Annotated in this window: 18 protein-coding genes and 1 pseudogene; 15 read left to right on the top strand and 4 right to left on the bottom strand. The window is 48.2% G+C overall.

From position 1 onward, the window contains the following. The first annotated feature begins 32 nt into the window (after positions 1–32). The 11 genes and pseudogenes from PLA01S_RS06470 (at position 33) to PLA01S_RS06420 (ending at position 12,113) form a co-directional block, all read left to right on the top strand. Positions 33–740: a hypothetical protein gene (locus PLA01S_RS06470; protein ID WP_127590869.1), complete on the top strand. Its 708-nt coding sequence runs from the start codon at positions 33–35 to the stop codon at positions 738–740. Beyond that, positions 737–1,606, top strand: coding sequence for a CpaE/TadZ family protein (locus PLA01S_RS06465; RefSeq protein ID WP_127590867.1), 870 nt, complete (start codon positions 737–739; stop codon positions 1,604–1,606). Before PLA01S_RS06470 ends, PLA01S_RS06465 begins: the two co-directional genes overlap by 4 nt. Continuing rightward, positions 1,593–3,503, top strand: a pseudogene (locus PLA01S_RS06460) (pilus assembly protein CpaF). The gene PLA01S_RS06465 and the pseudogene PLA01S_RS06460 overlap by 14 nt, the downstream one beginning before the upstream one ends. After that, entirely contained in the window at positions 3,493–5,565 is a 2,073-nt protein-coding gene (locus tag PLA01S_RS06455; protein WP_127590865.1) for a hypothetical protein, read from the top strand. The pseudogene PLA01S_RS06460 and the gene PLA01S_RS06455 overlap by 11 nt, the downstream one beginning before the upstream one ends. 73 nt (positions 5,566–5,638) lie before the next feature. Continuing rightward, positions 5,639–6,097 carry an ABC transporter permease gene (locus PLA01S_RS06450; protein WP_100536476.1) on the top strand — a complete coding sequence of 153 codons (459 nt, stop codon included), beginning with the start codon at positions 5,639–5,641 and terminating at the stop codon, positions 6,095–6,097. A gap of 24 nt (positions 6,098–6,121) precedes the next feature. Continuing rightward, positions 6,122–6,517 (top strand): hypothetical protein, encoded by a 396-nt coding sequence (locus PLA01S_RS06445; RefSeq protein ID WP_246059361.1) that lies wholly within the window; start codon positions 6,122–6,124, stop codon positions 6,515–6,517. A 5-nt stretch (positions 6,518–6,522) separates the two neighbouring features. Beyond that, positions 6,523–7,077: a hypothetical protein gene (locus tag PLA01S_RS06440; protein WP_127590863.1), complete on the top strand. Its 555-nt coding sequence runs from the start codon at positions 6,523–6,525 to the stop codon at positions 7,075–7,077. Continuing rightward, on the top strand, positions 7,064–8,059 hold the full coding sequence (locus tag PLA01S_RS06435) for a hypothetical protein (RefSeq protein ID WP_127590861.1): 996 nt from the start codon (positions 7,064–7,066) through the stop codon (positions 8,057–8,059). The genes PLA01S_RS06440 and PLA01S_RS06435 overlap by 14 nt, the downstream gene beginning before the upstream one ends. A gap of 122 nt (positions 8,060–8,181) precedes the next feature. Beyond that, entirely contained in the window at positions 8,182–9,735 is a 1,554-nt protein-coding gene (locus tag PLA01S_RS06430; RefSeq protein WP_127590859.1) for an ABC-F family ATP-binding cassette domain-containing protein, read from the top strand. A 309-nt stretch (positions 9,736–10,044) separates the two neighbouring features. After that, positions 10,045–10,854, top strand: coding sequence for a phosphotransferase (locus tag PLA01S_RS06425; protein WP_127590857.1), 810 nt, complete (start codon positions 10,045–10,047; stop codon positions 10,852–10,854). A 185-nt stretch (positions 10,855–11,039) separates the two neighbouring features. Then, positions 11,040–12,113: a ThiF family adenylyltransferase gene (locus PLA01S_RS06420; protein ID WP_246059374.1), complete on the top strand. Its 1,074-nt coding sequence runs from the start codon at positions 11,040–11,042 to the stop codon at positions 12,111–12,113. A 93-nt stretch (positions 12,114–12,206) separates the two neighbouring features. On the opposite strand, the gene PLA01S_RS06415 is transcribed toward PLA01S_RS06420, so the two are convergent. Continuing rightward, on the bottom strand, positions 12,207–15,557 hold the full coding sequence (locus PLA01S_RS06415) for a galactose-binding domain-containing protein (protein ID WP_127590853.1): 3,351 nt from the start codon (positions 15,555–15,557) through the stop codon (positions 12,207–12,209). A 234-nt stretch (positions 15,558–15,791) separates the two neighbouring features. On the opposite strand from PLA01S_RS06415, the gene PLA01S_RS06410 reads away from it, so the two are divergent. Beyond that, positions 15,792–16,514 (top strand): response regulator transcription factor, encoded by a 723-nt coding sequence (locus PLA01S_RS06410; RefSeq protein WP_127590851.1) that lies wholly within the window; start codon positions 15,792–15,794, stop codon positions 16,512–16,514. 39 nt (positions 16,515–16,553) lie between these two features. On the opposite strand, the gene PLA01S_RS06405 is transcribed toward PLA01S_RS06410, so the two are convergent. Next, positions 16,554–17,048: a C40 family peptidase gene (locus PLA01S_RS06405; protein ID WP_127590849.1), complete on the bottom strand. Its 495-nt coding sequence runs from the start codon at positions 17,046–17,048 to the stop codon at positions 16,554–16,556. Between the two features lie 268 nt (positions 17,049–17,316). Next, positions 17,317–17,961 (bottom strand): thiamine diphosphokinase, encoded by a 645-nt coding sequence (locus tag PLA01S_RS06400; RefSeq protein ID WP_127590847.1) that lies wholly within the window; start codon positions 17,959–17,961, stop codon positions 17,317–17,319. Positions 17,962–18,098: 137 nt separating this feature from the next. Here PLA01S_RS06400 and PLA01S_RS06395 point away from each other — a divergent pair, with 137 nt between their 5' ends. Together PLA01S_RS06395 and PLA01S_RS06390 are read left to right on the top strand one after the other, a co-directional pair. Further along, positions 18,099–18,746: a trimeric intracellular cation channel family protein gene (locus PLA01S_RS06395; RefSeq protein WP_100539321.1), complete on the top strand. Its 648-nt coding sequence runs from the start codon at positions 18,099–18,101 to the stop codon at positions 18,744–18,746. Positions 18,747–18,826: 80 nt separating this feature from the next. Next, positions 18,827–19,291 carry a low molecular weight protein-tyrosine-phosphatase gene (locus PLA01S_RS06390; protein WP_127590845.1) on the top strand — a complete coding sequence of 155 codons (465 nt, stop codon included), beginning with the start codon at positions 18,827–18,829 and terminating at the stop codon, positions 19,289–19,291. 304 nt (positions 19,292–19,595) lie between these two features. On the opposite strand, the gene PLA01S_RS06385 is transcribed toward PLA01S_RS06390, so the two are convergent. After that, complete coding sequence (locus PLA01S_RS06385; protein WP_127591101.1) at positions 19,596–20,324, bottom strand: alpha/beta hydrolase; 729 nt, start codon at positions 20,322–20,324, stop codon at positions 19,596–19,598. A 256-nt stretch (positions 20,325–20,580) separates the two neighbouring features. Here PLA01S_RS06385 and pdhA point away from each other — a divergent pair, with 256 nt between their 5' ends. Continuing rightward, a complete protein-coding gene (gene pdhA / locus PLA01S_RS06380) occupies positions 20,581–21,648 on the top strand; it encodes a pyruvate dehydrogenase (acetyl-transferring) E1 component subunit alpha (RefSeq protein ID WP_113056870.1) in 1,068 nt (355 codons plus the stop codon). Positions 21,649–21,714: the final 66 nt, after the last annotated feature.

Raw genomic sequence — 21,714 nt, 5'->3', positions numbered from 1 at the left:
GAACAGATGGTAAGTGAAGGAGTGTAATCAAATTGAAGAGGTGGATATTTACAGGCATCTGTGATAAGAGCGACATGCTCCTCTACATGTGCAAAATATTAGCTAATGGAGACAACAGGGTACTGCTTGTGGATGGTGCGATGGATGCGAAGTACAAACATTGCATAGGCGTGATACATCCGCAGCTGCCGGTTATGGAGTTTGCCGGATTCGACGTGGCAACCGGATTTGAGAACTATACGTCGCTGATGGACTATCTGGAAGAAACAGACGAGAAGAAGTATGACTATATCGTCATGGACGTGGAGAAGTCGGATTTTCTGGACAAGATGCAGTGGGATACAGCAGATGCCCATGTTTGGGTTAGCGGATTCGAGGTAACAGGACTGCGTAAGAGTACGGCCTTGCTTGATGAACTGAGAGCCGCAAGAACAGATGGTCCGCTGCCGCCTTTCCATCGGGTATATGTTCAGGTCATTGAAGATTTGATGGATGAAACCTACATTGAAGGCTATCTGGAAGACAGCCGGATTCAGTGGCTGGGACCGCCCGTAAAAATGCCATGGGATGAATTGTTTTTCGCCTTGAAAATAAAAAATGAACATGATGGGAGACTGGGCATCAAGCCATTGTCCAGACAGTATAAACGATCGCTTACCGAACTTCTCCGCAGGTTAACGGAAATGGAGCACCGGCATATTCGCCGGGCACTTCGGCAAGCAGGAAGGAGGCATGCATGAGTCTGATTGCTGTATGGAGTCCCTTAAAGAGCGGCAGCGGCAGTACGATGTTAGCCTCGAGCTTACCTATCGTATTGGCGTTTGAATATCAGGTCAAAGTGCTGCTCGCCCATGGTGGACATGCAGGGGAACGAGTAGAACAAGCCTTTACCTATAAGCAGGAATCATTAGATTATATGACGGCTTTTCAAGATACCGGAATGGATGCCTTGGAACGGCTTAGTACAAGCGGGAGACTGAACCCGGAGAATGTACGCAATTATACCTTGCCGCTCCTGTCTGATCGGCTCGATCTTTTATGTGGACCGAAACCCATGTCCGCCGATGATATACATGCCGCAAGAAGTGGGGGGGACGGGAAACAGGCTGAACTTATGACCAGAGTTATGGAGTCCTCCAAGCGAAGTTACGACGTCACGATAGCCGATGCAGGCAATGGAGCCCCTGGAGCGGCAGATTGTGCGATACTTCGAGCGGCAGACTTAATCGTGGTTGGATTGAATCAGAATATGCATGTCCTGGAGAGTGAGCTCAACCAGGTGAGCCTGCCCCCTGAAGTGAAGGACAAGGAATGCTTGTATATCGTCGGCAAATATGACCGGGAGAGCCATTGTACACTGCAAAATATCAAGCGCCGCTTTGGCATCAAAACGATGGTACTTGGTGTCCCGTATTGTTCCGGTATGACGGATGCATGGAATATGCGCTCAGTTATGTCCTACATGCAGCGAAGTCGAGGAGGCGCTGACCTCAAACGCATGAGCCCACTGTATGATGCTGTTCGTAATCTGGCGGATGCCGCGGCTGAACACCTTGGTCTGCCTTCCGGCGGTTCGAAAGCGGGAGGCCTGCATGCTCTTGGGTAATTCCTTGAATACGATATGGATCATCGTCATTATTTTGTTTGGATTGCTGTTTGTATATCTGCGTTATTTGGATACCCGAAAACCGGCGGCTACTATTTCACGGAGATCCGACCCCTATTCGCTAGAAGCAATGACTGCGTTTGTTAAAGATAGTCTTCATCAGCTGACGCACAGCCAGTTATCTGATTTAGGGCTGCACGAGGAGGAGTATCGCCGCAGGCTGAACAAGCGAAGTGAATTGCGAAGTGCTCTCAAGGGCTGCGTATCCGGAGATGTCCTGGATAAAGCATATGTAAAGGACTATTTAAAGCAGATGCTGGTCCGAGATCTGGGTTTGAACGAGTCCAACATTCATGCAGCCATTCCGTTCGAAAACCTGACCGAGTTAACAGCCCAGGATCAATTCGAGATCATATTATACCTGTATAAGCAAAGGCATGGGGAGGATGCTTTATCCGTACTTCTTGAAACCTACGATCTTGCAGGGCCGCGCGTGATTCCTGGTTACGGAGAGGGCAGCGTGTATGCGGTTACCGCGGAAGACATCGCATATATCTATGAGTCAGAGCAACGGCCGCTCTTGTTTCCGGAGAAGCTTGACATCGTCGTCCAGCGCATTTATCAGCAGTACAAAGGCTTTTCCGTTGTGGATGAAATCAGGGATCAACGGATTGACGGGATCAGTGGCGGGGTTAGTGGCATTCCTGTCAATAGTGACAGTGGACAGGATATCTTTCACTCCCAGGATGAGTTCTTGGGGCTAAGTTTTTCGCATCCCGAATAGCCAGCAACAGGCTGTGAGAGTGTATGGATTTTTTATCGAGGGGTTTCGCTGCATCTAGCTTTTTTATCGTTTGGTTCGATGCTGGAACTTAAGAGGGTATGTCAAAACATATACAAGTACAATCATCCCGGGCAGCTTTCAGAAGCTAGCGGTTATAAAGTGAATGAGATGAAGGATGGCTCCAGGGTCGTTGTGGTCCGGCCACCATTTGCCGAGTCCTGGGCGTTCTTTGTTCGCAAGTTTGATCTGCCCAAGGCTTCGCTTGATCAGTTAATTACGGGAAACGGCTCGGAATTGGTAATCGGTTTGTTGAGGTATTTAATGAAAGGCAGCCGGATTACGGCAATCACCGGTGCTCAGGGTTCCGGAAAAACAACGCTGCTCATGGCGATGGTTGGTCATATTTATGCGTCTTATACCCTTCGGGTTCAGGAGATGGCCTTTGAGCTGCATTTAAGGAAAATCTATAGCCGCAGGAACATTCTCAGCTTCAGGGAAACCGAGCATATTAGTGGGCAGGCCGGTCTGGATCTGCAGAAGAAGACGGACGGTACAGTTAATATTCTTGGTGAGGTTGCCAGCGACGAGGTAGCGTCATGGATGATACAGATGTCTCAAGTGGCAAGTTTGTTTACCGTGTTTACCCATCATGCCAAGACATTCAAAGACCTTGTACAATCCTTGCGCAACTCCCTGCTCAAGAGCGGCGTTTTCAGGCAAGAGCATATTGCTGAGCAGCAGGTGGTCAGCGTGATCAACTTTGATATACATCTAAGAAGAGACGCTTACGGTAACCGTTACATAGAGCGTATTACGGAGTGCATCCCGGTTGAGAAGGGATCCCTGCCACCATTCGAGGGAACTTCAGAAAACAGCTGGAAGAGCAGCATGGAGCAGTATTTTCAGTTAAGTGCAGAACATATGCGGAGATTGAACGAGGTAAGTTATTTCGAATCCCGTAATGTGATTGAATATCGGGACGGGACCTATATCGCTGCCGCCAAGTTATCCGAATGCAGTGTTCGCGAAATGACGGAGCAGATGCATCCGGAAGATGCCGAAGAATTCAAAATGTTTCTGGCTTCAGGGTGGGGGAATCAAAGTGACCTCTAAAGATGTGTTGATACTGATTTTAATCATATCCCTGGCGCTGTTTTCCATCACGTTCGGTATCGTGTCGTGGATGAGCAGAAGACGAGGGTATCGTGAGGAAACGGCCGTAAAGGTGGGTGCGGGCGAGGTAAGATCACTGCGCGGGATGTACCGGCAATGGTTTCAATTGGCCTATATGTATGGGATGAAGCTCCCGATAATCCAAGACTATCTTAAACGGATCAGACAGCGGATCACGATCATGCATCCCTACGACGAAATATCACTCCGGTTTGAAACAGTGAGATTAGCCTTCGCGATTACCGGCACGATCGGTTTAACCGCCATGCTCCTTATATGGAGTCATCCGGACCCGGGGTTTATTGTCATTGTTATTCTCGCAGCAGCGGTCATTAACAATATGCTCGTTGAGATGTTCATTAACCGACTGGAACGAAGAATCCTTATCCAATCGGTTGAATTGTTCTCCTCGGTCCGCCATCACTATCAGCAGCATGGAATGGTAGAGGAAGCTTTGTACGAGGGGGCTGAGACTTCAGGACATGAAATCTCTATGCATGCCCATCGGATCTACAATGCCTTGGTATCCAACGATCCTGATGACGAGTTGGAGAGGTATTATGAGGTAGCGCCGAACCGATATCTTAAAGCGTTTGCGGGCATTTCACATCTTGTCATGGAGTTTGGCGATCATGCGAGAAAACAGGGCTCCATCTATCTGCATGGACTAAGCGGATTGACCAAGGAGATCCAATTGGAAATATTGCGCAGAGACAAGCTGGATTATTTAATGAAGGGCTTGAATGTGATTTCGTTGGCTCCGGTCTTTTTCACCAAACCGATTGAACGCTGGGCCAGAAGCAGTTTTCCGTCGATGGACGAGTTTTATATGAGCAAGCTCGGTTTTATGACCAAGATATCGATTTATGTCATTATTCTCATTTCTTACATCTTGCTTCAGAAGCTTCAGCAAAATCGGGAAACGGACTACCGCGCAGAGGTTCAGAAGATGACCTTGGAAGAAAGGATGTACCGGATTCCTATTATACGCTGGCTTGTGAAGGTGATGGCTCCAACACCTGGTACGGTGAAATATGACAGGCAGGTGCGGTTACTAAAGGAAAGCAACGCGCGAATCAAGTTCGAATGGCTCTATATCAGAAGAATGACGTTCTTTTTCCTAGCTTTTTTCCTGTCGTTATCGCTCGCAATAGGCTTGCACGTGCAGGCTAAACATCATCTGCTGTATGCCCCCGTTTCCTTGAACCATTCTCTGTTCGGCCAGATGAATGAGATCGAGCGTCGGCAGGCAGAGGAAACGGTTGAACGCGATCGGCTGCTTATTGAACAATTCCATATGTCGCCGGATGTAACCGATGATCAGGTCAAGCAGATGATTAATGAGACAGAACCTACTCCATTGACCAAGGAACAAGTTGAGATCACAACCGATCGAATTATGACCAAACTGCAGCGCTATGATAGCGAGTATTTGAAATGGTGGGAGTTGCTCCTATCCTTTCTGGCAGGTGTGACTGCATATGCGGCGCCATTATGGCTGCTGCATTTTCACCGGAAAGTACGCAATATGGAAATGCAGCATGAAATTTATCAGTTTCAGACAGTCATATCCATACTGCGCGGAATGGAGCGTATCTCGGTTGAAGCTATCTTAGAATGGCTAAATCGGTTTGCCGTTATTTTTAAGATTCCCATTCAAAAAAGCTTGCTTCATTACGAACATGGCGCACAGTTGGCATTGCTGGAGCTGAAGGAAGACGTCTGGTTTCCTGAATTTCAGCGGCTGGTGGACAAGCTGCTGCTTGCGGTAGATAAAGTACCGATTAAGGATGTTTTTGATGACCTCGATGGAGAAATGATATTCAGTTTCGAGCAGCGCAAGCAGGAGTATGAAGCGATGATCGACACGAAGGCCGCATGGGGGCGAATGATCGGTTTTACTCCGATGTATGCGCTGATCTTTATGTATCTTGTCATCCCTCTAATCGGCATGAGTTTCTCCCAAATGGAAACGTACTATGAGCACATTCAACGGTTATAACGATACAAGGATTGTCAACGCGGAATTATATCAATAGGTTCAAATAATAAACGAGAGAATGAGGGAGATTTCAATGAATAATGCATCATCCGCTTTAAAGGTTGCAGCAGGTATATTTCTGACCATTGCTTTGATTACCATTGTTGTTATTTTGTTCATTTCGGCGCAGGAGGCAACCAAAACTGCTCAGAACAATTTTTCGGATATTCAGACTGAGCTGTCCCAGGCAGCATTTACCGTGTATGACGGAACAACCATCAGCGGTTCTCAGGTGACGAACGCACTGCGCAAATACAAGGACAAGGATCAATTCGGCGTTTTCATAGCAACGGGGAAAAATAAAGCAGGGCAATGGTACGGCAATGTATTGGAGAAGGACGGTTCGATTCTCAATCCGGATTCAAGACAAGGGAATATCGATTTCGTTATGGATGAGAAAAGCCCAGAATACGTCAATCCAAGCGGAAAATTTAAGGCCACCATCGTTAAGGATGATTCCAACGTGATCAGAGGCATCAAATTCGATCAATAGTTCTGAACAGAAAGGTGACTTGCCTTGCGTGAACAAACCATAAGCGCACTTGAATTGGCAGCAGGGGTGGCATTATTTCTTGGCGCTGTCCTGTATGCATTCCATATTCAGACGATGGTGGATGGCGGTATATCAGCCGCAGGCAGAATGACTCAGGAGCAGCATGCCGGTGTGATCACCGTAGAGATGACAAACGAGCCCAGGAAGCTGACTTATAAGGGAAGCGAAGTATTATTCACGCTGCGAGAGGTACAAGCTGGCGGCTTCCATATGTATGTGGATGGTGTACGATTCCGATCCGGAAGTAATCCGGAGGAGCTGGATCTTTCGATCATTGATACGAACGCCCGTTATGATGCGGAGTACGTTCGGAGAATCGATGGAGTAGTGGAGAGCATCCAGTTTGTTAAAGTGAGGTAATAACAATGTCAAACTCGGTTTCGAAATGGTTTGCTGCCTTTCTGGCGCTTCTTTTGCTGTATTTGGTTCCCGCAGGCGAGATGGCCAGAAGACAGGATGATCTGTCACGGCTCGTTGTTTATCAATCCGTCACCAAATTCGTGGACAGTGTTCGTACGAAGGGGTATATTACCCCGATCATGTACAATGACTTCCTGCAAGAGCTGGCAGCTACCGGGAACATTTACAATGTGGAGATGGAGCATCGTCACAAGAAGTACCACCCCGAATATGCCGATCCTTCAGATCCTGGAACATTCCTGAACCGCTACTCCGTCGTATATGATGCTTATTATCAGGAAGATGTTATGGGCTATCTGTTCCCGGAGTCGAATGTTGATAAAAACGATGACAGTCGCCGATACCGTCTAACGGCCGGAGATCACTTCCAGGTAAGTGTCAGTACGTTGAATCGAACGCCCGGACTGATCATGTTCGATGCGCTGACGGGATCAAATTCAGGTGGAAAAGCAGCAATCGCATTCCCTTACGGAGGCTTGGTTCTGAATGAAGATTACTGATCTTGCCATCGTATTTACCGCCGTGTTTTTCCCCATGTTTCTCATCCTGGGCATGCGTGCTGAGAGTCTGGAGGATGTTCGGTACGTAGAGATGAAATACTCGGCTGCTCTGCGCACTGCCGTCCAAGACGGCGGGATGATGCTGAACGATAATGAGACCCAGGACAAAGAGTCGGCATATGATTCTTTAAAATTTATGCGTGCGGACAAAGAGCGAGCGCTGGAGTCCTTTTCCCGGACGTTGTACATCAATATGGGCATCGCGGATGATCCGGCTGCGCAGAATGCCCTGTGGTGGTACATACCTGCCATCGTGGTTCTGGATTATGACGGGTATTATATGTATGTTTCGCAAACCTTCACCAACGCGTATGGGGAGGAGCTCATGGAACACAGATGGATACCCAAAATTCCTTATGCCTGGAATGATGGCAGGGGCAACAGCATCCAGTTTACATTGGATTCCTTCGTACAGGTACATGAATCAGGTGGAGGTTCCTCCCTCTGGCACTCTGGCTTTCGGGAGGACCTGACCGGCAGGACGGGTGTAGCTTTGCTGGAAGATGTGGAAGTGTTCGAACAAGTCAGGCGAATCACGATTGTGAATGCCGTTCAAGATCATCTTGCATATTACATACAGCGGCACAACCAAATGGCGCTCCGGAACGGAATATCCTATACGTTCGCACTTCCGTTGATATCCCAGGAAGAGTGGGTGAATACGATTGATGATATCGGTATGATGGCGTTTATTCAAGGCATTCCCATGGGCGATCAGTATTATAATAATTATGCCCTTGGAGGCGGCAGACTCGTTAAAGCCCCGGTCTATTTCGGAGGGGTGGATAGCAGGGGACTCAAATATTATTATCGTGATGTCTGCCAATACAACTATCGCGTGGAAGAAGTGTTTCCGAGTGCCAAGGAGGCAGCGGCCGCCGGTTATCAGGAGAAAAGCTGTTCCAATCCCGGTGTCCTCTAATCCCTGAAAGTTATGGTTTCTGCCGGACTCCATGATGTGATACAATAAACTCTTGACTGTGTATATTTCGCTAAATTAACATGAAATAAGTTCATTTTATACAGACAGGAGTTACTATAGCCATGAGTTTATTGACTGTAGAGAACGTATCGCATAATTTCGGGGAACGTACTCTATTTAAGAATGTATCCTTTCGTTTGTTGGCAGGCGAACATGTTGGTTTGGTTGGAGCAAACGGCGTAGGCAAATCAACACTAATGAATATTTTGACCGGGCAGCTGTTGAAAGACAGCGGCAAGGTGGAGTGGACACCGAAGATCCGGTACGGATACCTGGATCAGCATACCAAGCTGACACCTGGCAAAACAGTTCGCGATGTACTGAAGGATGCCTTCCTGCCCTTGCTGGAGCTGGAAAAGGAAATGTTGGAGATCACCAATAAGATGAGTGATGCTTCTCCTGAAGAGTTGGAGCTGCTGCTCGAGCAAATGGGTGAAATTCAGGAGCAGCTGGATATCGGGGATTTCTACATGTTGGACGTAAAGGTTGAAGAGATGGCGAATGGTCTTGGGTTATCCGTCATTGGCCTGGATCGCGATGTTGCGACGTTAAGCGGGGGACAGCGTACCAAAGTATTGCTTGCGAAGCTTCTTCTTGAGAAGCCGAACGTACTGTTATTGGACGAGCCCACCAACTATCTGGATGTTGAGCATATTGAATGGCTCACTCAATATTTGAAGCAATATCCATATGCTTTCATTTTGATATCCCATGATACGGAATTTATGAACCAGGTGGTGGATGTGATCTATCATCTGGAATTTGCGAAGTTAACTCGCTATACAGCGAACTACGAGAAGTTCCTGGAAATGGCCGATATCAATAAGAACCAGCACATTGATGCTTACGAGAAGCAGCAGGAGTTCATCAAGAAACAGGAAGACTTCATTCAGCGGAACAAGGCCCGTTATTCCACCTCTGGCCGAGCGAAGAGCCGGGAGAAGCAGCTGGATCGAATGGAGCGGATTGACCGCCCGGAGGAAGCGGCTAAACCTGTGTTTAACTTCAAGGAATCCCGTGCCAGCGGTAAAACGGTATTCGAGGGAATAGACTTTGAGATCGGATACGATCGACCATTGCTCCCCAAAATGAATATCCTCATCGAGCGAGGAGAGAAAATTGCCATTGTAGGCTGTAATGGCGTAGGTAAATCAACGCTGCTGAAGACCATATTAGGCAAAATCCCGGCGCTCTCCGGGAAGACGTATCAAGGGGATTTCCTGGTGCCTGCTTATTTTGAGCAGGAAGTACGTCCAGGGAATATTACGCCGATTGATGATGTGTGGAACGAATTTTCACATTTGAACCAGCACGAGGTTCGTGCAGCGCTTGCTCGCTGCGGGCTCAAAAACGAGCATATTACCCGTCCATTGAAGGCATTGAGCGGCGGAGAGCAAGCCAAGGTCCGTCTGTGTAAACTTCTGATGCGCGAAAGCAACTGGATTCTGTTTGACGAACCGACCAATCACCTTGATGTTGTGGCTAAGGAGGAATTAAGGCGTGCTTTGAAAGAATATAAAGGCACGATCCTGCTGGTTTCCCACGAACCTGAGTTTTATGAGGATTGGGTGACCAAGATCTGGAACGTCGAAGATTGGTCCAACCAGAATTCCTGATTATCAGAATCATAATCCTGCTCTCTGCCAGGATATATCAAACCTTAATAAGAATGAGTTTATTAGTTTCCATAAGGAGGATGGGCAGATTGCTGCCTGTCCTCCTTTGGTATATCCGGCAAAATGGGGCGTACGGTTATGGTTTATGGAGGAAGCGCATTTGTGATATGCTAGAAATAACCTGAAACGAACGGAGGAGATGTGGATGGAAGACTTGGACTTATCCATCGGGGCATTATTATATGAAGGGGATTCGCATCCTTAGCCCCATGAACCTGTGTAATTCCCTTCTGAAGGGAGTCGTATTAAATGAATTCGGAAAATAACTCAAATCAGGGAGAAGACGTCATACTCTCTCGCGAGAAGTCGGTTGTACGGCGGGGCCAGATTGTGTACCGCCCATCCGGAGCCTGGACTCCGGCTGTACACTCTTTGTTGAGACACCTGAGGCAATCAGGGTTTACCTCGATACCGGAAATTATAGGCTCAGGATGTAATGAGAAAGGCCAAGAGATGTTAAGTTATATCGAAGGCGAATTTGTTCATCCCGGACCATGGAGCGACGAAGGCATCATCGAGGTAGGACAATTATTGCGTCGGCTTCATGACGCTTCGGCTACATTTAATCCTGAGCCCGGGATGGTCTGGAAACCGTGGTTCCTGCGGGAACTGGGTGATATCGGGGTGGTATACAGCCATGGTGATATGGCTCCTTGGAATATGGTTACCCGTGATGGGATGCCGATTGCACTAATTGACTGGGAATACGCCGGACCTGTACATCCGCTTGTTGAACTAGCCCGCGTATGTTGGCTCTTTCCGCAGCTGCATGATGATGATGTAGCTGAACGGGTTGGTTTGCCAAACGCAGAGGTTCGTGCAAGGCAGCTCCGTCTATTGGTTGACGCATATGGCGTCGATCCAGCTAGTAGGGCTGCCCTCTTTGATATGATCGTTGAGGTGGTCGTTCGGGAAACGGCAGAGGAAGCGATTGAGCTGCAGGTCACGCCGGAAACGGAAGGCGTTCTGTGGGGATTGGCCTGGAGGGCGCGGAGTGCGGCCTGGATTCTGCGTCATCGCGGAATACTGGAGAAGGCGTTGAATACTAGGTTGTATTAGGTTGAAATAGTTAAACAGCCCATCCTCTTCGTGGGATGGGTATTTTAATCATGGGTCGTCGTCTAAAAACTTCATGAAGTCTTCTTTTATTTTATTTAGAAGATTTGCAGATATTGATCGGAGGAAAATTCATGTCTGGTTTAAGCGATAAGAGGGAGGAAGTAAATCGTACGTTGCCTCTCTTCATGGCCGCCTCGGAGTCCCCGGACCGCGGTGTAACAGTTCATATGGAACGAGAGGATCGGTATTCTAGGCAAGAGCGGTTTACGCCATTTGGAAAAGAAGGCCAGCTTCGCCTCCGGGACAGTCACGTGCTCGTTCTTGGAGCTGGTGCGCTGGGAAGCGCCGTAGCGGAAACTTTGGTTCGCGCAGGTGTTGGGCATGTAACTATCGTGGATCGGGATTACGTGGAATGGAGCAATCTGCAGCGTCAGCAGCTGTTTACCGAACAGGACGCGATCGATCGATTGCCGAAGGCCGTAGCAGCGGCTAAGCGGTTATCCGAAATTAATTCAGACGGTATCGTGGATGGTATCGTTATGGATGTACGTGCGCAGGAACTGGCGGTACTCTGTCAAGGCGTTGATTTAATGATGGACGCTACCGATAATTTCGGAACCCGGCTGATCCTGAACGATATCGGATATAAGCATGGAATCCCGTGGATATACGGAGGCTGCGTCGGAAGCTCAGGAATGAGTTACACCTTCTTGCCGGGAGAGACGCCATGCTTGAACTGTTTGCTAGGAACGATTCCCTTGGGCGGTGACACCTGCGACATTAACGGAATTCTTCCTCAAGCGGTACAGATGGTCGCTGCTCATCAAACGATGGAAGCGATGAAGCTTTTATCGGGACACCGACATGTTCTTAGAAAAAAAATGCTGTCATTCGACTTATGGCGTAATGAATGGGTGGAGTTTGGCGTAGACCGAGCGAAACAATCAGACTGCCCCACATGCGGTGAGCATCCGAAATATCCTTACTTGACGGCTGAACATGCTGATAAAAGCGAAGTATTGTGCGGTAGGGATACGGTACAGATCAGGCCAGCCAGCCCCATGCAGCTTCAGCTGGATGAAATGGCCGATCGATTGAACAGGCTTCATCAAGGAAAAGCAACCGTAACGCCGTATATGATCATCTATCAGGTGACTCCGCATCGTTTGGTTATATTCCGGGACGGGAGAACCCTGGTACATGGCACATCGGATATCGCTAAGGCCAGGTCGCTGTATAATCAATACGTAGGTGGTTAATCTGCGACAAATACTAGCGTTACTTATCTATATATCCGTCAATTACAAAAGGAGGAGTCACAAAAGACTCCTCCTTTTGATGTTTAAGCCGGATTATTGCACGATCAATTGAAAACCGTTCTGAATGAAAAACCGATCCGGATGAGCGATATTTTGCGTCGTCAGATTGTTAAATGTTGCCGACCCATTGCCCGAATAGGTGTAAATCGCCGCACCAGGATGAGGATTCGAGAATCTTGAGGATGTAATCCCGTCAAGCCCTGTACCGTCAATATGGATGTTGTTAAATACGATGTTCTGAAAGCCGCCCCCATAACCAAGCTGAACGGCACTGCGCTGGGTGTTCAGGATATCGATGTTGGTAAACGTGACATTGCGAATCGCATCATTCGATGCTTCCAGATCGATCGCGCCGCGCTCCCCATCGTACAGGTCTTTACTGGTTCCACTCCCAATGATCGTTGTATCGGAGAACAGAATGCCGGTATTGTTTTGGAAATGGTACCCCGGGAACACGGTATTCATTCGAATCCCAGATCCGCCTACGGTGTCAACAATCAGGTTGTGAGTAGCCTTATGACCGCTTCCCCCAAAGAATGCAATGGCTGCAGCACGCCAATTATTTTCGATGGTATTATACGAGAAGGTGTTGTTAACGCCCGCAGGTGCGCCATTGACGTTACTCGTCCATACGGCGAGACCATCGTCTCCGTTATTTCGAATGCTGCTGTTACGTACAGTTGAATGGCTGGTTCCTTGGGCAAAATTGACCCCATCCGCCAGATTATTGCGGATCCGGCTGTTTTCAATGATTAGACCCTCCGCGATAATGGCTGGGGTATGTGCATAATCGCCTACCCAGAAGCCGCACTCAAAATGCTCGACCCACACATTGTGTATTTTGGAGTTGGTGCCGAAATTATCCATAAATCCCTTGTAGATTGCATTTTGATTATATCGTGACCGCAGATTTGAGTTGAGGTAGATATGGCTGAAGTCAAGCTGGCCCGTGATCCGAAGTGAAATCCCGCCAGAAGCGGCGTTCGGGTTGGTAAATTGAATGTTTGTATGCCAGATGCCTGCGCCCATAATCTTGATGTCATCCAACATATTCCCAACCGAACCGATCTTCCACATGTTGCCCAGATGGAATGTCCCTTCAGGAATGTATAAGGTTTTGCCGGTTGAAGCGGCAGCCTGCACAGCAGCTTCAAACGCCGGTAGGTCATCTTGGCCATCGTTTGGCGCTGCACCGAAATCCGTTACGGATACCGAGTTAGCCGGGCGGGCGATAGCCGTCGGTACCGGCTCGATTTCGATAAAATCAACGCCATATTCCAGGTTATCGGAATTGGACTTTTGAATCCGGATTTTGTCTCCCGGCTGGAGCGGCGTATCCATCTTCCAGTGTACTTCATCGAACCGGAAGAGAGGGCGTCCTCCCCCAGGCTCATCAGCAGGATGATCGCTGGAGAAATATTGCCAGCTGTAGTAGGAAGTCAATGGAACGGTTTTTTTCTTTGTGCCATTTACATACACGTCGAGTGATCCAGTCAATCCCATGCCGTCGGGTGAGTCCGGCATCGTATAACGCATGGTTACGCCGGCCCCGCCTTCACCTGGTCGAACCGTCCATTCCAGATTGGACCCGTTGGAAGGAAGCGCTATATAACGTTGGCCGGATGCTTCCGAGGCTGTGAGCGCTTGATCGAAAGTCGGTGCCGTCTTCAGCAGAGCCCCGCCGCTGCGTAATGCATCATCCGTATCGTATCGGGTATATGGCATGCTGGCGCCACGGGAGGAATATACCATGAGATTGGCCTGGCTGACGTTGTTCTCCCGTTTGACGGGTACTTCGTTTGCATCGGGTGCCACGGTTGTTGTTAACGTGTAGCTGCCACTTTCCGCTGTCCATGTGCCCGGAATATGGACAGCGGCGGAGGAACCTGCAGCAAGCGCGCCATCATAACCACCGGTGAAGGTTTGAATCGTTGAACCGGCCGGATTTTTCAGAGCGACGGAAATCGCGTGGGATCCGCTTGCCGTGGCTTTGTTGCCCTGGTTCTTAAGATTAACGGTAAAGGCTACTGCATTCCCTGCGACAGGAGTAGCGGGTGACCATTGCACGGTTCCTATCAAATCAGAGCTTTCGAGCGCACCAATAACCAGAGGGGATGTATGCGAATAGCTGTTGTTTTCGTTATTCTGTTCCATGATTTCATTATCCTCATCGACCTTCGCACTGACGGAATAGGATCCAGCCGCTTTGGTTCCGGATTGTAATGTTACCGTGGTGGATGCTCCTGCCGCAAGCAGACCTACCGGGGAGGAGCCTGCTTTAGCGCCATTCAGGTAAAAATTGACCGTCGTAGCGCCAGCTTCCACGTTCCCAATGTTTTTAACTGTAGCACGCAGTGTAATGTCATCGTTTTCAATCGGAGTAGAAGGAGTCCAGGACATATCCGTAATGGTCAGGTCCGGATTCTTGGCGGCTGTGCCGTACACTTCGAATTCCGCAATCTGCCCGGCCGGTGCGCCGGAATTGGACGTTATGTTCAATTGTAGACCTTTAACGGTTGCCGTTACGGGAATCGTCACAAAGTTGCCGGACGCGGGATTGAACGCATAAGACTGTGGCGATACCAAATTACTGAAATTCGTTGTGCTCTGGTCATGCCCGAGCACTTGTATGGTTTGGGTGCGCGAACTCCACGCCGGAGACGGATTGAGCTTCAGTACGATGGTGGTGATATCGTGATCGGTTCCCAAGTCGAGCGTCAGGGTGCTTGGATTGCTTCCGCCTTCCCAGTAGGTTTGGATGTCGTTGTCGTTAGCATGGGTTGCTGCATACGTGAAGGTGCTTGAGGAGGCGGTAATCGGTTTGCCGCTCGCGATGTTGTTACCCGTCGGAGGTGTTGGCGGGGAGATCGATGGTCCATAAATTTCAAACTCCGACAGCTGTGCTGCCGGCCAAGTCGTATTGCTGGTTACGGTCAGGCGAACATATCGCGTGCTCGCTTCGTCAAAACTGATAGTCACCGAGTTTCCTGCTGTAGACGGGTTGAATTCATAGTCGGCCGAGTCCACCATATTTGAGAATGTGGAACCGTTCGAGCTGCCCTGCACGGTTAGCGTTTGTGTCCGTGACTCCCAGGTGGCAGGAAGTTTAAGGACGATCCGGTTGATACTGGTGTCAACACCGAGATCGACTTGAATCCACTGGGGGAACGCATGATTAGTGCTTTCCCAGTATGAACCCTGATTGCCATCGTTAACGTTAGCCGGCCCATAGGTTTGGGATTGACCACTTGCTGTTACAGCTTTGCCAAGCGAGAGGTTGGTTTCGCCTGCGGCTGAAACCGGTGCGGGCGGCCCTGCAGCCGTGCATACGATAGAAATCAGCATAGCCATGACAAGAGGCCATACCACGAGTTTGTTGCGCATGTTATTTTCCTCCTCCAAAGTGTGTTCACACCATACTTTCCTTTCCGATTGAACAAGCGAAATTTTGAAGATATCCCCCTTTCCTAATCCTTTATCCCATTATAAAAATAGCGTCGCATCGGAGATAAGATGTAATTCTACGGAAATCGTATGTGATCCCAGCATCTTTTGGAGTGAAAGCAGGATGAATCAGACATACTTACATTATTAAGCGTTGAAAGCGGGGGGGAACCCGTGGAGAAAGTAATTTTGATCGCGGCAGACAATCAAGATCGGGTTCAGACCGTTATGGAGCTTTTAGAACAAGCGGGTTATAAGGTTAAGCATGCCATGAATTATTCGGAGGTAGTCGCCGTTTTGCAGCGCTCAGGCGCAGACTTGCTGCTTATCGACAGCAGATTGCCGGGCATGAGCCAATTCAATCTCGTGGAGCGGTTGACAGGCAAAAGGGAACAGATCCCGATCATCGTTATCGGAAATGACGGTTCTGATGAAGCAATTCAGGCATTGGAGGCAGGTGCCCATGACTACATCCCTAATGACAGAGATACAAGAGAGCTGTTGGCGCGGATTGCGAACTTGCTGAAACTTTTTCAGACAGGTCGCATGGAACGAGAGGAAGTCATCCGAATCGGAGATCTGGTGATCGATCCTCTGAGCCGAAATGTATTCCGGGAAGAGGAAGCTGTGGAGCTGACTCATCGCGAGTATGATCTGCTGCTGTTTTTGGCTAGAAGGCAGGGCCAGGTATGCACGCGTGAGGATATATTAAAACAGGTGTGGGATTACGATTTTCATACGGGCACCAACGTGGTAGATGTCTATATTCTTCATTTGAGAGAGAAAATCGATAGGGGGCGCAAACAAAAGCTGCTGCGTACGATTCGGGGGACCGGATATAAACTGCTATCGCAGGAAGAAATCAATGCTGCAAGCAAAAAAGACCGCCTTCCGTAAGTGGAAGTCGGTCTTTGATTTCATTCCATAATAACAGTACTACAGTACGCGGCGGGCTTTCAGGTAAGTCTTGCTCCAGTTGCCTGACAGGCTGGAGATCGTTACGCCAGGCTTGCCGTAAGTGTGCAGAATTTTGTTGTTACCCATATAAACGGCAACGTGAGTTACGTTTCGTCCATTTGCACGGCTTCCGCTCGAGAAGAATATCAAATCGCCGGCTTTCAGGTTCGATTTGGATACGGCCTTACCCACTTTGGATTGGGCAGCGGATGTACGCGGCAGATTTACGCCGTATTTTTTAAAGATATGCTTCATAAAGGAAGAGCAGTCAAACACTCTTGTGGTGGACGTGGATGCTCCGAATTTATAAGGTGTACCCATATATTGTTTACCAAAGTTAACGACTTGAGATCCTTTGCTTACCGATGCTGCTTCTACAGGAGCCGGCGGTGCAACAGTAAGAACTGCTCCTACACCCAAAGTTGCGCTCAAGCTGATTACTACGGCCTTCTTAATCCAATGCTGTCGATTCATGTTGTTATTACCTCCAAGCAGTTTTGTTTTTTGCGATGAACCGAGTATATCAGATTTGAAACCGACTATATTTTGGATAATCGGCGCAAACCATTGGGCCGCATGAAATGAAAGCGAATTATTAAAATATCATTAAAAGTAACAAAATATTAAGAACTAGGTGCAATCGATGAGTTAAAAATGAGAAAAAACCCTTGATATACAAGGGTTTTTAACAGTAATTTTGATTGTTAACATGATCGCATCAAAGATGACAAAATAGTAACGATTAGTGATCCTTACTTTGAATAATGAGCAGTAGACCGCCTTCGATCCGGACCGTCCCTTTATCCTCGGCCAGCTTATTACTAACTCCAAGAGACTGCCCCAATCGCAAAGTGGCATCGTGGAGCGGGTACTCGAATCCTTCGAGATTGATCCCGGTAACTTCCGTAGTCAACGGCAGGAGGGAGACATATGTAAACCCTTTGTTCTCGACAATGCAGCTGGAGCCTGTCAGGGTAATAAAATTGTTCTCATCTAATATAGAACACGGGATATGATGCTGGAGCCCACGAATCAGCATGTGGATATTAGCCAGCGTGTGATCCAGGCGCGTGCCCGTAGCTCCCAGAATCATGATGGATTCGGGGGAATGCTCCAGTGCCAGTTCGAAGGCAAGCTCGGTGTCGGTTAAATTTTTATCGATGGGATCACAGTCAATCACCTTGCCGCTCATGGATCGTACTCGATCCATTTGGCCTGGCGAAATGGAGTCGAAATCTCCAACGGACAGGTCCGGTTTGATTCCATGTTCAATCAGGTAGAGGGCTCCGCGATCAGCCCCTATAATGAAGTCCCCGTTTTGAACCTCATCCAGGAATCGCGGTGACAACTCCCCACCTGTAAAGATCAGGACGCGAGTATGGTTCATTATAAATTCCTCCTTTTTCGAGAGAATTGTCATTGAATTCTAGTATAGAGCAGTTTTCATGCTTGCACAATTTTAATAGGCACGGCTACAATGTAGTATGTAAATTGACGGGGGAGCGGGGGAACTGAATTTTGGACATGCATGTGTTTGACGTATTCAGTATCATTGGCACCATTGCGTTTGCCATGTCCGGAGCTTTTGTAGCTATGGAAGAGGAATACGATATTTTGGGGGTTGTGGTTCTGGGTCTAGTCACAGCCTTCGGCGGGGGTATTATAAGAAACGTACTGATCGGCGTGCCGGTTACCACCCTGTGGGGACAGGGCGATTTAATCATGCTCGCGATGATTTCGGTATTTGTAGCGTTTGTGCTGCCGCTCGGTTTGATTCAGCACTGGAAGAAAACGGAGGCACTGTTCGATGCGATCGGATTATCTGCCTTTGCGATTCAAGGGGCTTTATATGCTACGCAAATGAATCACCCCATGAGCGCGGTGATTGTGGCTGCCGTGCTTACCGGAAGCGGCGGGGGAATGGTCCGTGATTTATTGGCTGGACGGAAACCGCTGGTGCTGCGTGATGAGATCTATGCGGTCTGGGCCATGATAGCAGGAGTCGCCATCGGCCTTGGTGTAGCCACCAAGACATGGGAACTGCTTACTTTGTTTGTTGTGGTGATCGTGTTCCGGATGCTGTCCGTGCTTTATAAATGGAGGTTGCCTAGAAGGTCGCTGCACGAGGGCCATCCAGCGGCAGCCAATGGAAAAAAAGTTAGTTCGGGATAATGGAAGGTAGGCAACGTCATTCATGAATATGAAATTTTTCGTGAAATGACGATTAAGTATAGCGTGAAGGAGAGAGGACCATGGTATCCGTTTTGTTTGTATGTTTGGGCAATATTTGCCGATCGCCGATGGCGGAAGCGGTGCTGCGACATAAAATTGTACAGCGTGGACTGCAGGATAAGATACGCGTGGATTCTGCCGGCACAGGAGATTGGCATATCGGAAACGTTCCCCATGAAGGAACCCGAAAGCTGCTGGACAGCTGGCAAATCAGCTACGAAGGAATGGTCGCTCGCAAAGTGGAAAGCCAGGACCTCGTCAAGTTCGATTACGTCATCGGCATGGATGATTCGAATGTGGCGAATTTGCGCAAGCTAGCGGGAGGCGACCAGGCCGCGATTCTGAAGTTTATGGATTTGCTGCCGGATGAAAAGCTGCGCGAGGTGCCGGATCCGTATTTCACTGGAAATTTTGATGAAGTGTACCGTCTGATTGATGCGGGGTGTGACATCTTACTGGACAAAATCATGAAAGAAAAGCTATAATCGATTCGAACAAGCGGTGAGTCAACCGCTTTTTTGACGAAAATAATTGAAAGCGATACCAAGAAGAACGGGCTGCTGAACATAAAAGATGAACAATGCACATTCCATAAAAAATGCGCGGTTGTTCATCTTTTTTTGAAGTGAAGCAAAGGGGGCATATAGCTTGCGCTTACGTTTGCTTCACGGGTATTCTTTTTTTGCCAACTGCTTTAAAGCGTAATGCGTAAGGTCCCGGGTGGGACAGGCAAAGAATTTTGCTGTAACAGGTCATTTATATAGCCAATGGATTTTGCCAATCAATCGATTAGCCCAGGAAGTACATAAGAGCAGCAGGGAGCTCTTTTTGCCAGAAACCCCAAAGGTGGCGGCCGTCTTTTTCAAGATAAGATATTGTGGCACCCCGTTCTTCCAGCAATGCCTTTGTTGAACGATTCAATTCAACGAAGTTATAGACACCTGTATCGGTTGCATAGTTGTCTTCTTGCAAGCCTACAATCATATAGATGTCGAGCCAGGACAAATCCGGTTCTTCCCTGATCATATGCTGGGACTTCTCATAGAAGGCGCCGGACAAGCTGATGATTCGGGTGAAGAGATGCGGGTAACGCAAGGCCAGATGCACGGAGACACTTCCGCCAAGGGAGTCGCCGGCAAGTACTCTTTCGGCAGGCTCTTTGCGCACAGGATATCTTTGTTCGACGAAGGGAATAATCTCTTCGGCGAAGCAGGATAGATAAGCGTCGAAACGGTTTCCGAATGGCGCGTATTCCTCGGTGCGAACTTTGGTGTTCACTTCCACGCCTACAATGATAAACGGCTCCACGCCTTCTTCGAGAATGAGCTGGTTGGCCCAAGTCGCAATGCGGCCAAAATTGAAAAATTCCTCTCCATCCTGACAGTAAACAACGGGATAGCTGAGAATTTCATTGTATCCGGGAGGAAGGTAAATACGCAGCGTTCGATTCTCCTGCAGAAACTGGCTTTCAATCACTTCTTTTACAATGGTTCGCTTCAATAAACGTTCATTCGTCATCATTCGTCACCTTTTTCGGGTTAGTTTTTGAAATGCGGTAAACAATAAGTTAAAATTACCCTGACATGTCTAAGTTGGCTGCTGTTCTATGATGTTTGTCATACTGTTATAGTATTATTCATTAACTGTTATACATACAAACGTTAAGAAATATGAAATTTTATCTGCTATTTCTTTGACGAATGCAGTAAAACAGGTGTATAATAATTCTATAACAGCGGAACTTGATATTCAAATATTTATTGAGGTGAAAAAAATGACCAAGGTTCCTTATGAAGTATATACCGAGGAAGTCGATACTCTATCTGTACTTTCCCCGGATGGCAAAATCGTAAACAAAGATCTTCTGCCTGAATTGTCAGACGATCAACTGAAAGAAATTATGTACCGTATGGTATTTACCCGTACTTGGGACGACCGCGCCGTAAATCTCGGCCGCCAAGGACGTCTCGGTTTCTATGCTCCTGTATCCGGTCAAGAAGCAACGATGGTAGGTAGCGAATTTGCGCTTGAGAAAGACGACTTTGTCTGCCCGGGCTACCGTGATATGCCGCAAATCGTATGGCATGGACTTCCGCTTTATCAAGCATTCCTCTATTCCCGCGGACATCAGCATGGCGGACAAATTCCGGAGGGTGTTAACGTATTGATGCCTCAGATCATCATTGGCGCGCAAATCTTGCATGCTATGGGTATCGCTATGGGCTACAAATTGAAGAAGCAAAAACAAGTGGTTATTACTTATACCGGTGACGGCGGCTCTTCCGAAGGCGACTTCTACGAAGGCTTGAACTATGCAGGCGTGTACAAACTGCCAGTCATCTTCTTCGTTCAAAACAACGGATATGCAATCACGACTCCATTCTCCAAGCAGACTGCAGCATTGTCTATCGCACATAAAGCTGTAGCAGCCGGTATCAAGGGCGTTAAAGTTGACGGCATGGATGTCCTCGCTGTGATCAAAGCGGTTCGTGATGCTGCAGAACGCGGCCGCAACGGCGAAGGCGCAACGCTTATCGAAGCTGTAACATACCGTTTCCGTCCGCATTCCCTGTCTGACGACGCTTCGAAATATCGTACGAAGGAAGAAGAGGGCGAGTGGAACGAGAAGGATCCGATCGCACGTCTTGCGAAGTACCTGGAAGCAAAAGGCCTCTGGACAGAGGAAGATACAGCTCGCGTGAAAGAAGAAGCGAAAGCGAAAGTCAACGAGCAAATTAAAAAAGCAGAACAAACGGAAAAAATGACGGTACCTGGTTTGATCGACAGCATGTTCGAACAAACGCCGAAGCATCTGGAAGAGCAGAAAGCTGATTTCCAATAAAAATGACGGGCCGATGATTGTCAAAGGTTGATCCTGGATAATCATCCGGTTTTGTCATGGCTGCAT

Source organism: Paenibacillus lautus NBRC 15380, from assembly GCF_004000945.1.
GTDB lineage: Bacteria > Bacillota > Bacilli > Paenibacillales > Paenibacillaceae > Paenibacillus_AQ > Paenibacillus_AQ lautus.
The sequence above is the reverse complement of the archived record's forward strand: the minus strand, read 5'-3'. Positions and strand labels throughout refer to the sequence as shown.

What these genes read in the sequence shown, in the direction of transcription:
- PLA01S_RS06385 (WP_127591101.1), bottom strand. Translation starts at nt 20,324, where the DNA reads ATGACGAATGAACGTTTATTGAAGCGAACCATTGTAAAAGAAGTGATT.
- PLA01S_RS06405 (WP_127590849.1), bottom strand. Translation starts at nt 17,048, where the DNA reads ATGAATCGACAGCATTGGATTAAGAAGGCCGTAGTAATCAGCTTGAGC.
- PLA01S_RS06390 (WP_127590845.1), top strand. Translation starts at nt 18,827, where the DNA reads ATGGTATCCGTTTTGTTTGTATGTTTGGGCAATATTTGCCGATCGCCG.
- PLA01S_RS06415 (WP_127590853.1), bottom strand. Translation starts at nt 15,557, where the DNA reads ATGCGCAACAAACTCGTGGTATGGCCTCTTGTCATGGCTATGCTGATT.
- PLA01S_RS06450 (WP_100536476.1), top strand. Translation starts at nt 5,639, where the DNA reads ATGAATAATGCATCATCCGCTTTAAAGGTTGCAGCAGGTATATTTCTG.
- PLA01S_RS06395 (WP_100539321.1), top strand. Translation starts at nt 18,099, where the DNA reads ATGCATGTGTTTGACGTATTCAGTATCATTGGCACCATTGCGTTTGCC.
- PLA01S_RS06430 (WP_127590859.1), top strand. Translation starts at nt 8,182, where the DNA reads ATGAGTTTATTGACTGTAGAGAACGTATCGCATAATTTCGGGGAACGT.
- PLA01S_RS06465 (WP_127590867.1), top strand. Translation starts at nt 737, where the DNA reads ATGAGTCTGATTGCTGTATGGAGTCCCTTAAAGAGCGGCAGCGGCAGT.
- pdhA (WP_113056870.1), top strand. Translation starts at nt 20,581, where the DNA reads ATGACCAAGGTTCCTTATGAAGTATATACCGAGGAAGTCGATACTCTA.
- PLA01S_RS06440 (WP_127590863.1), top strand. Translation starts at nt 6,523, where the DNA reads ATGTCAAACTCGGTTTCGAAATGGTTTGCTGCCTTTCTGGCGCTTCTT.
- PLA01S_RS06435 (WP_127590861.1), top strand. Translation starts at nt 7,064, where the DNA reads ATGAAGATTACTGATCTTGCCATCGTATTTACCGCCGTGTTTTTCCCC.
- PLA01S_RS06425 (WP_127590857.1), top strand. Translation starts at nt 10,045, where the DNA reads ATGAATTCGGAAAATAACTCAAATCAGGGAGAAGACGTCATACTCTCT.
- PLA01S_RS06420 (WP_246059374.1), top strand. Translation starts at nt 11,040, where the DNA reads ATGGCCGCCTCGGAGTCCCCGGACCGCGGTGTAACAGTTCATATGGAA.
- PLA01S_RS06400 (WP_127590847.1), bottom strand. Translation starts at nt 17,961, where the DNA reads ATGAACCATACTCGCGTCCTGATCTTTACAGGTGGGGAGTTGTCACCG.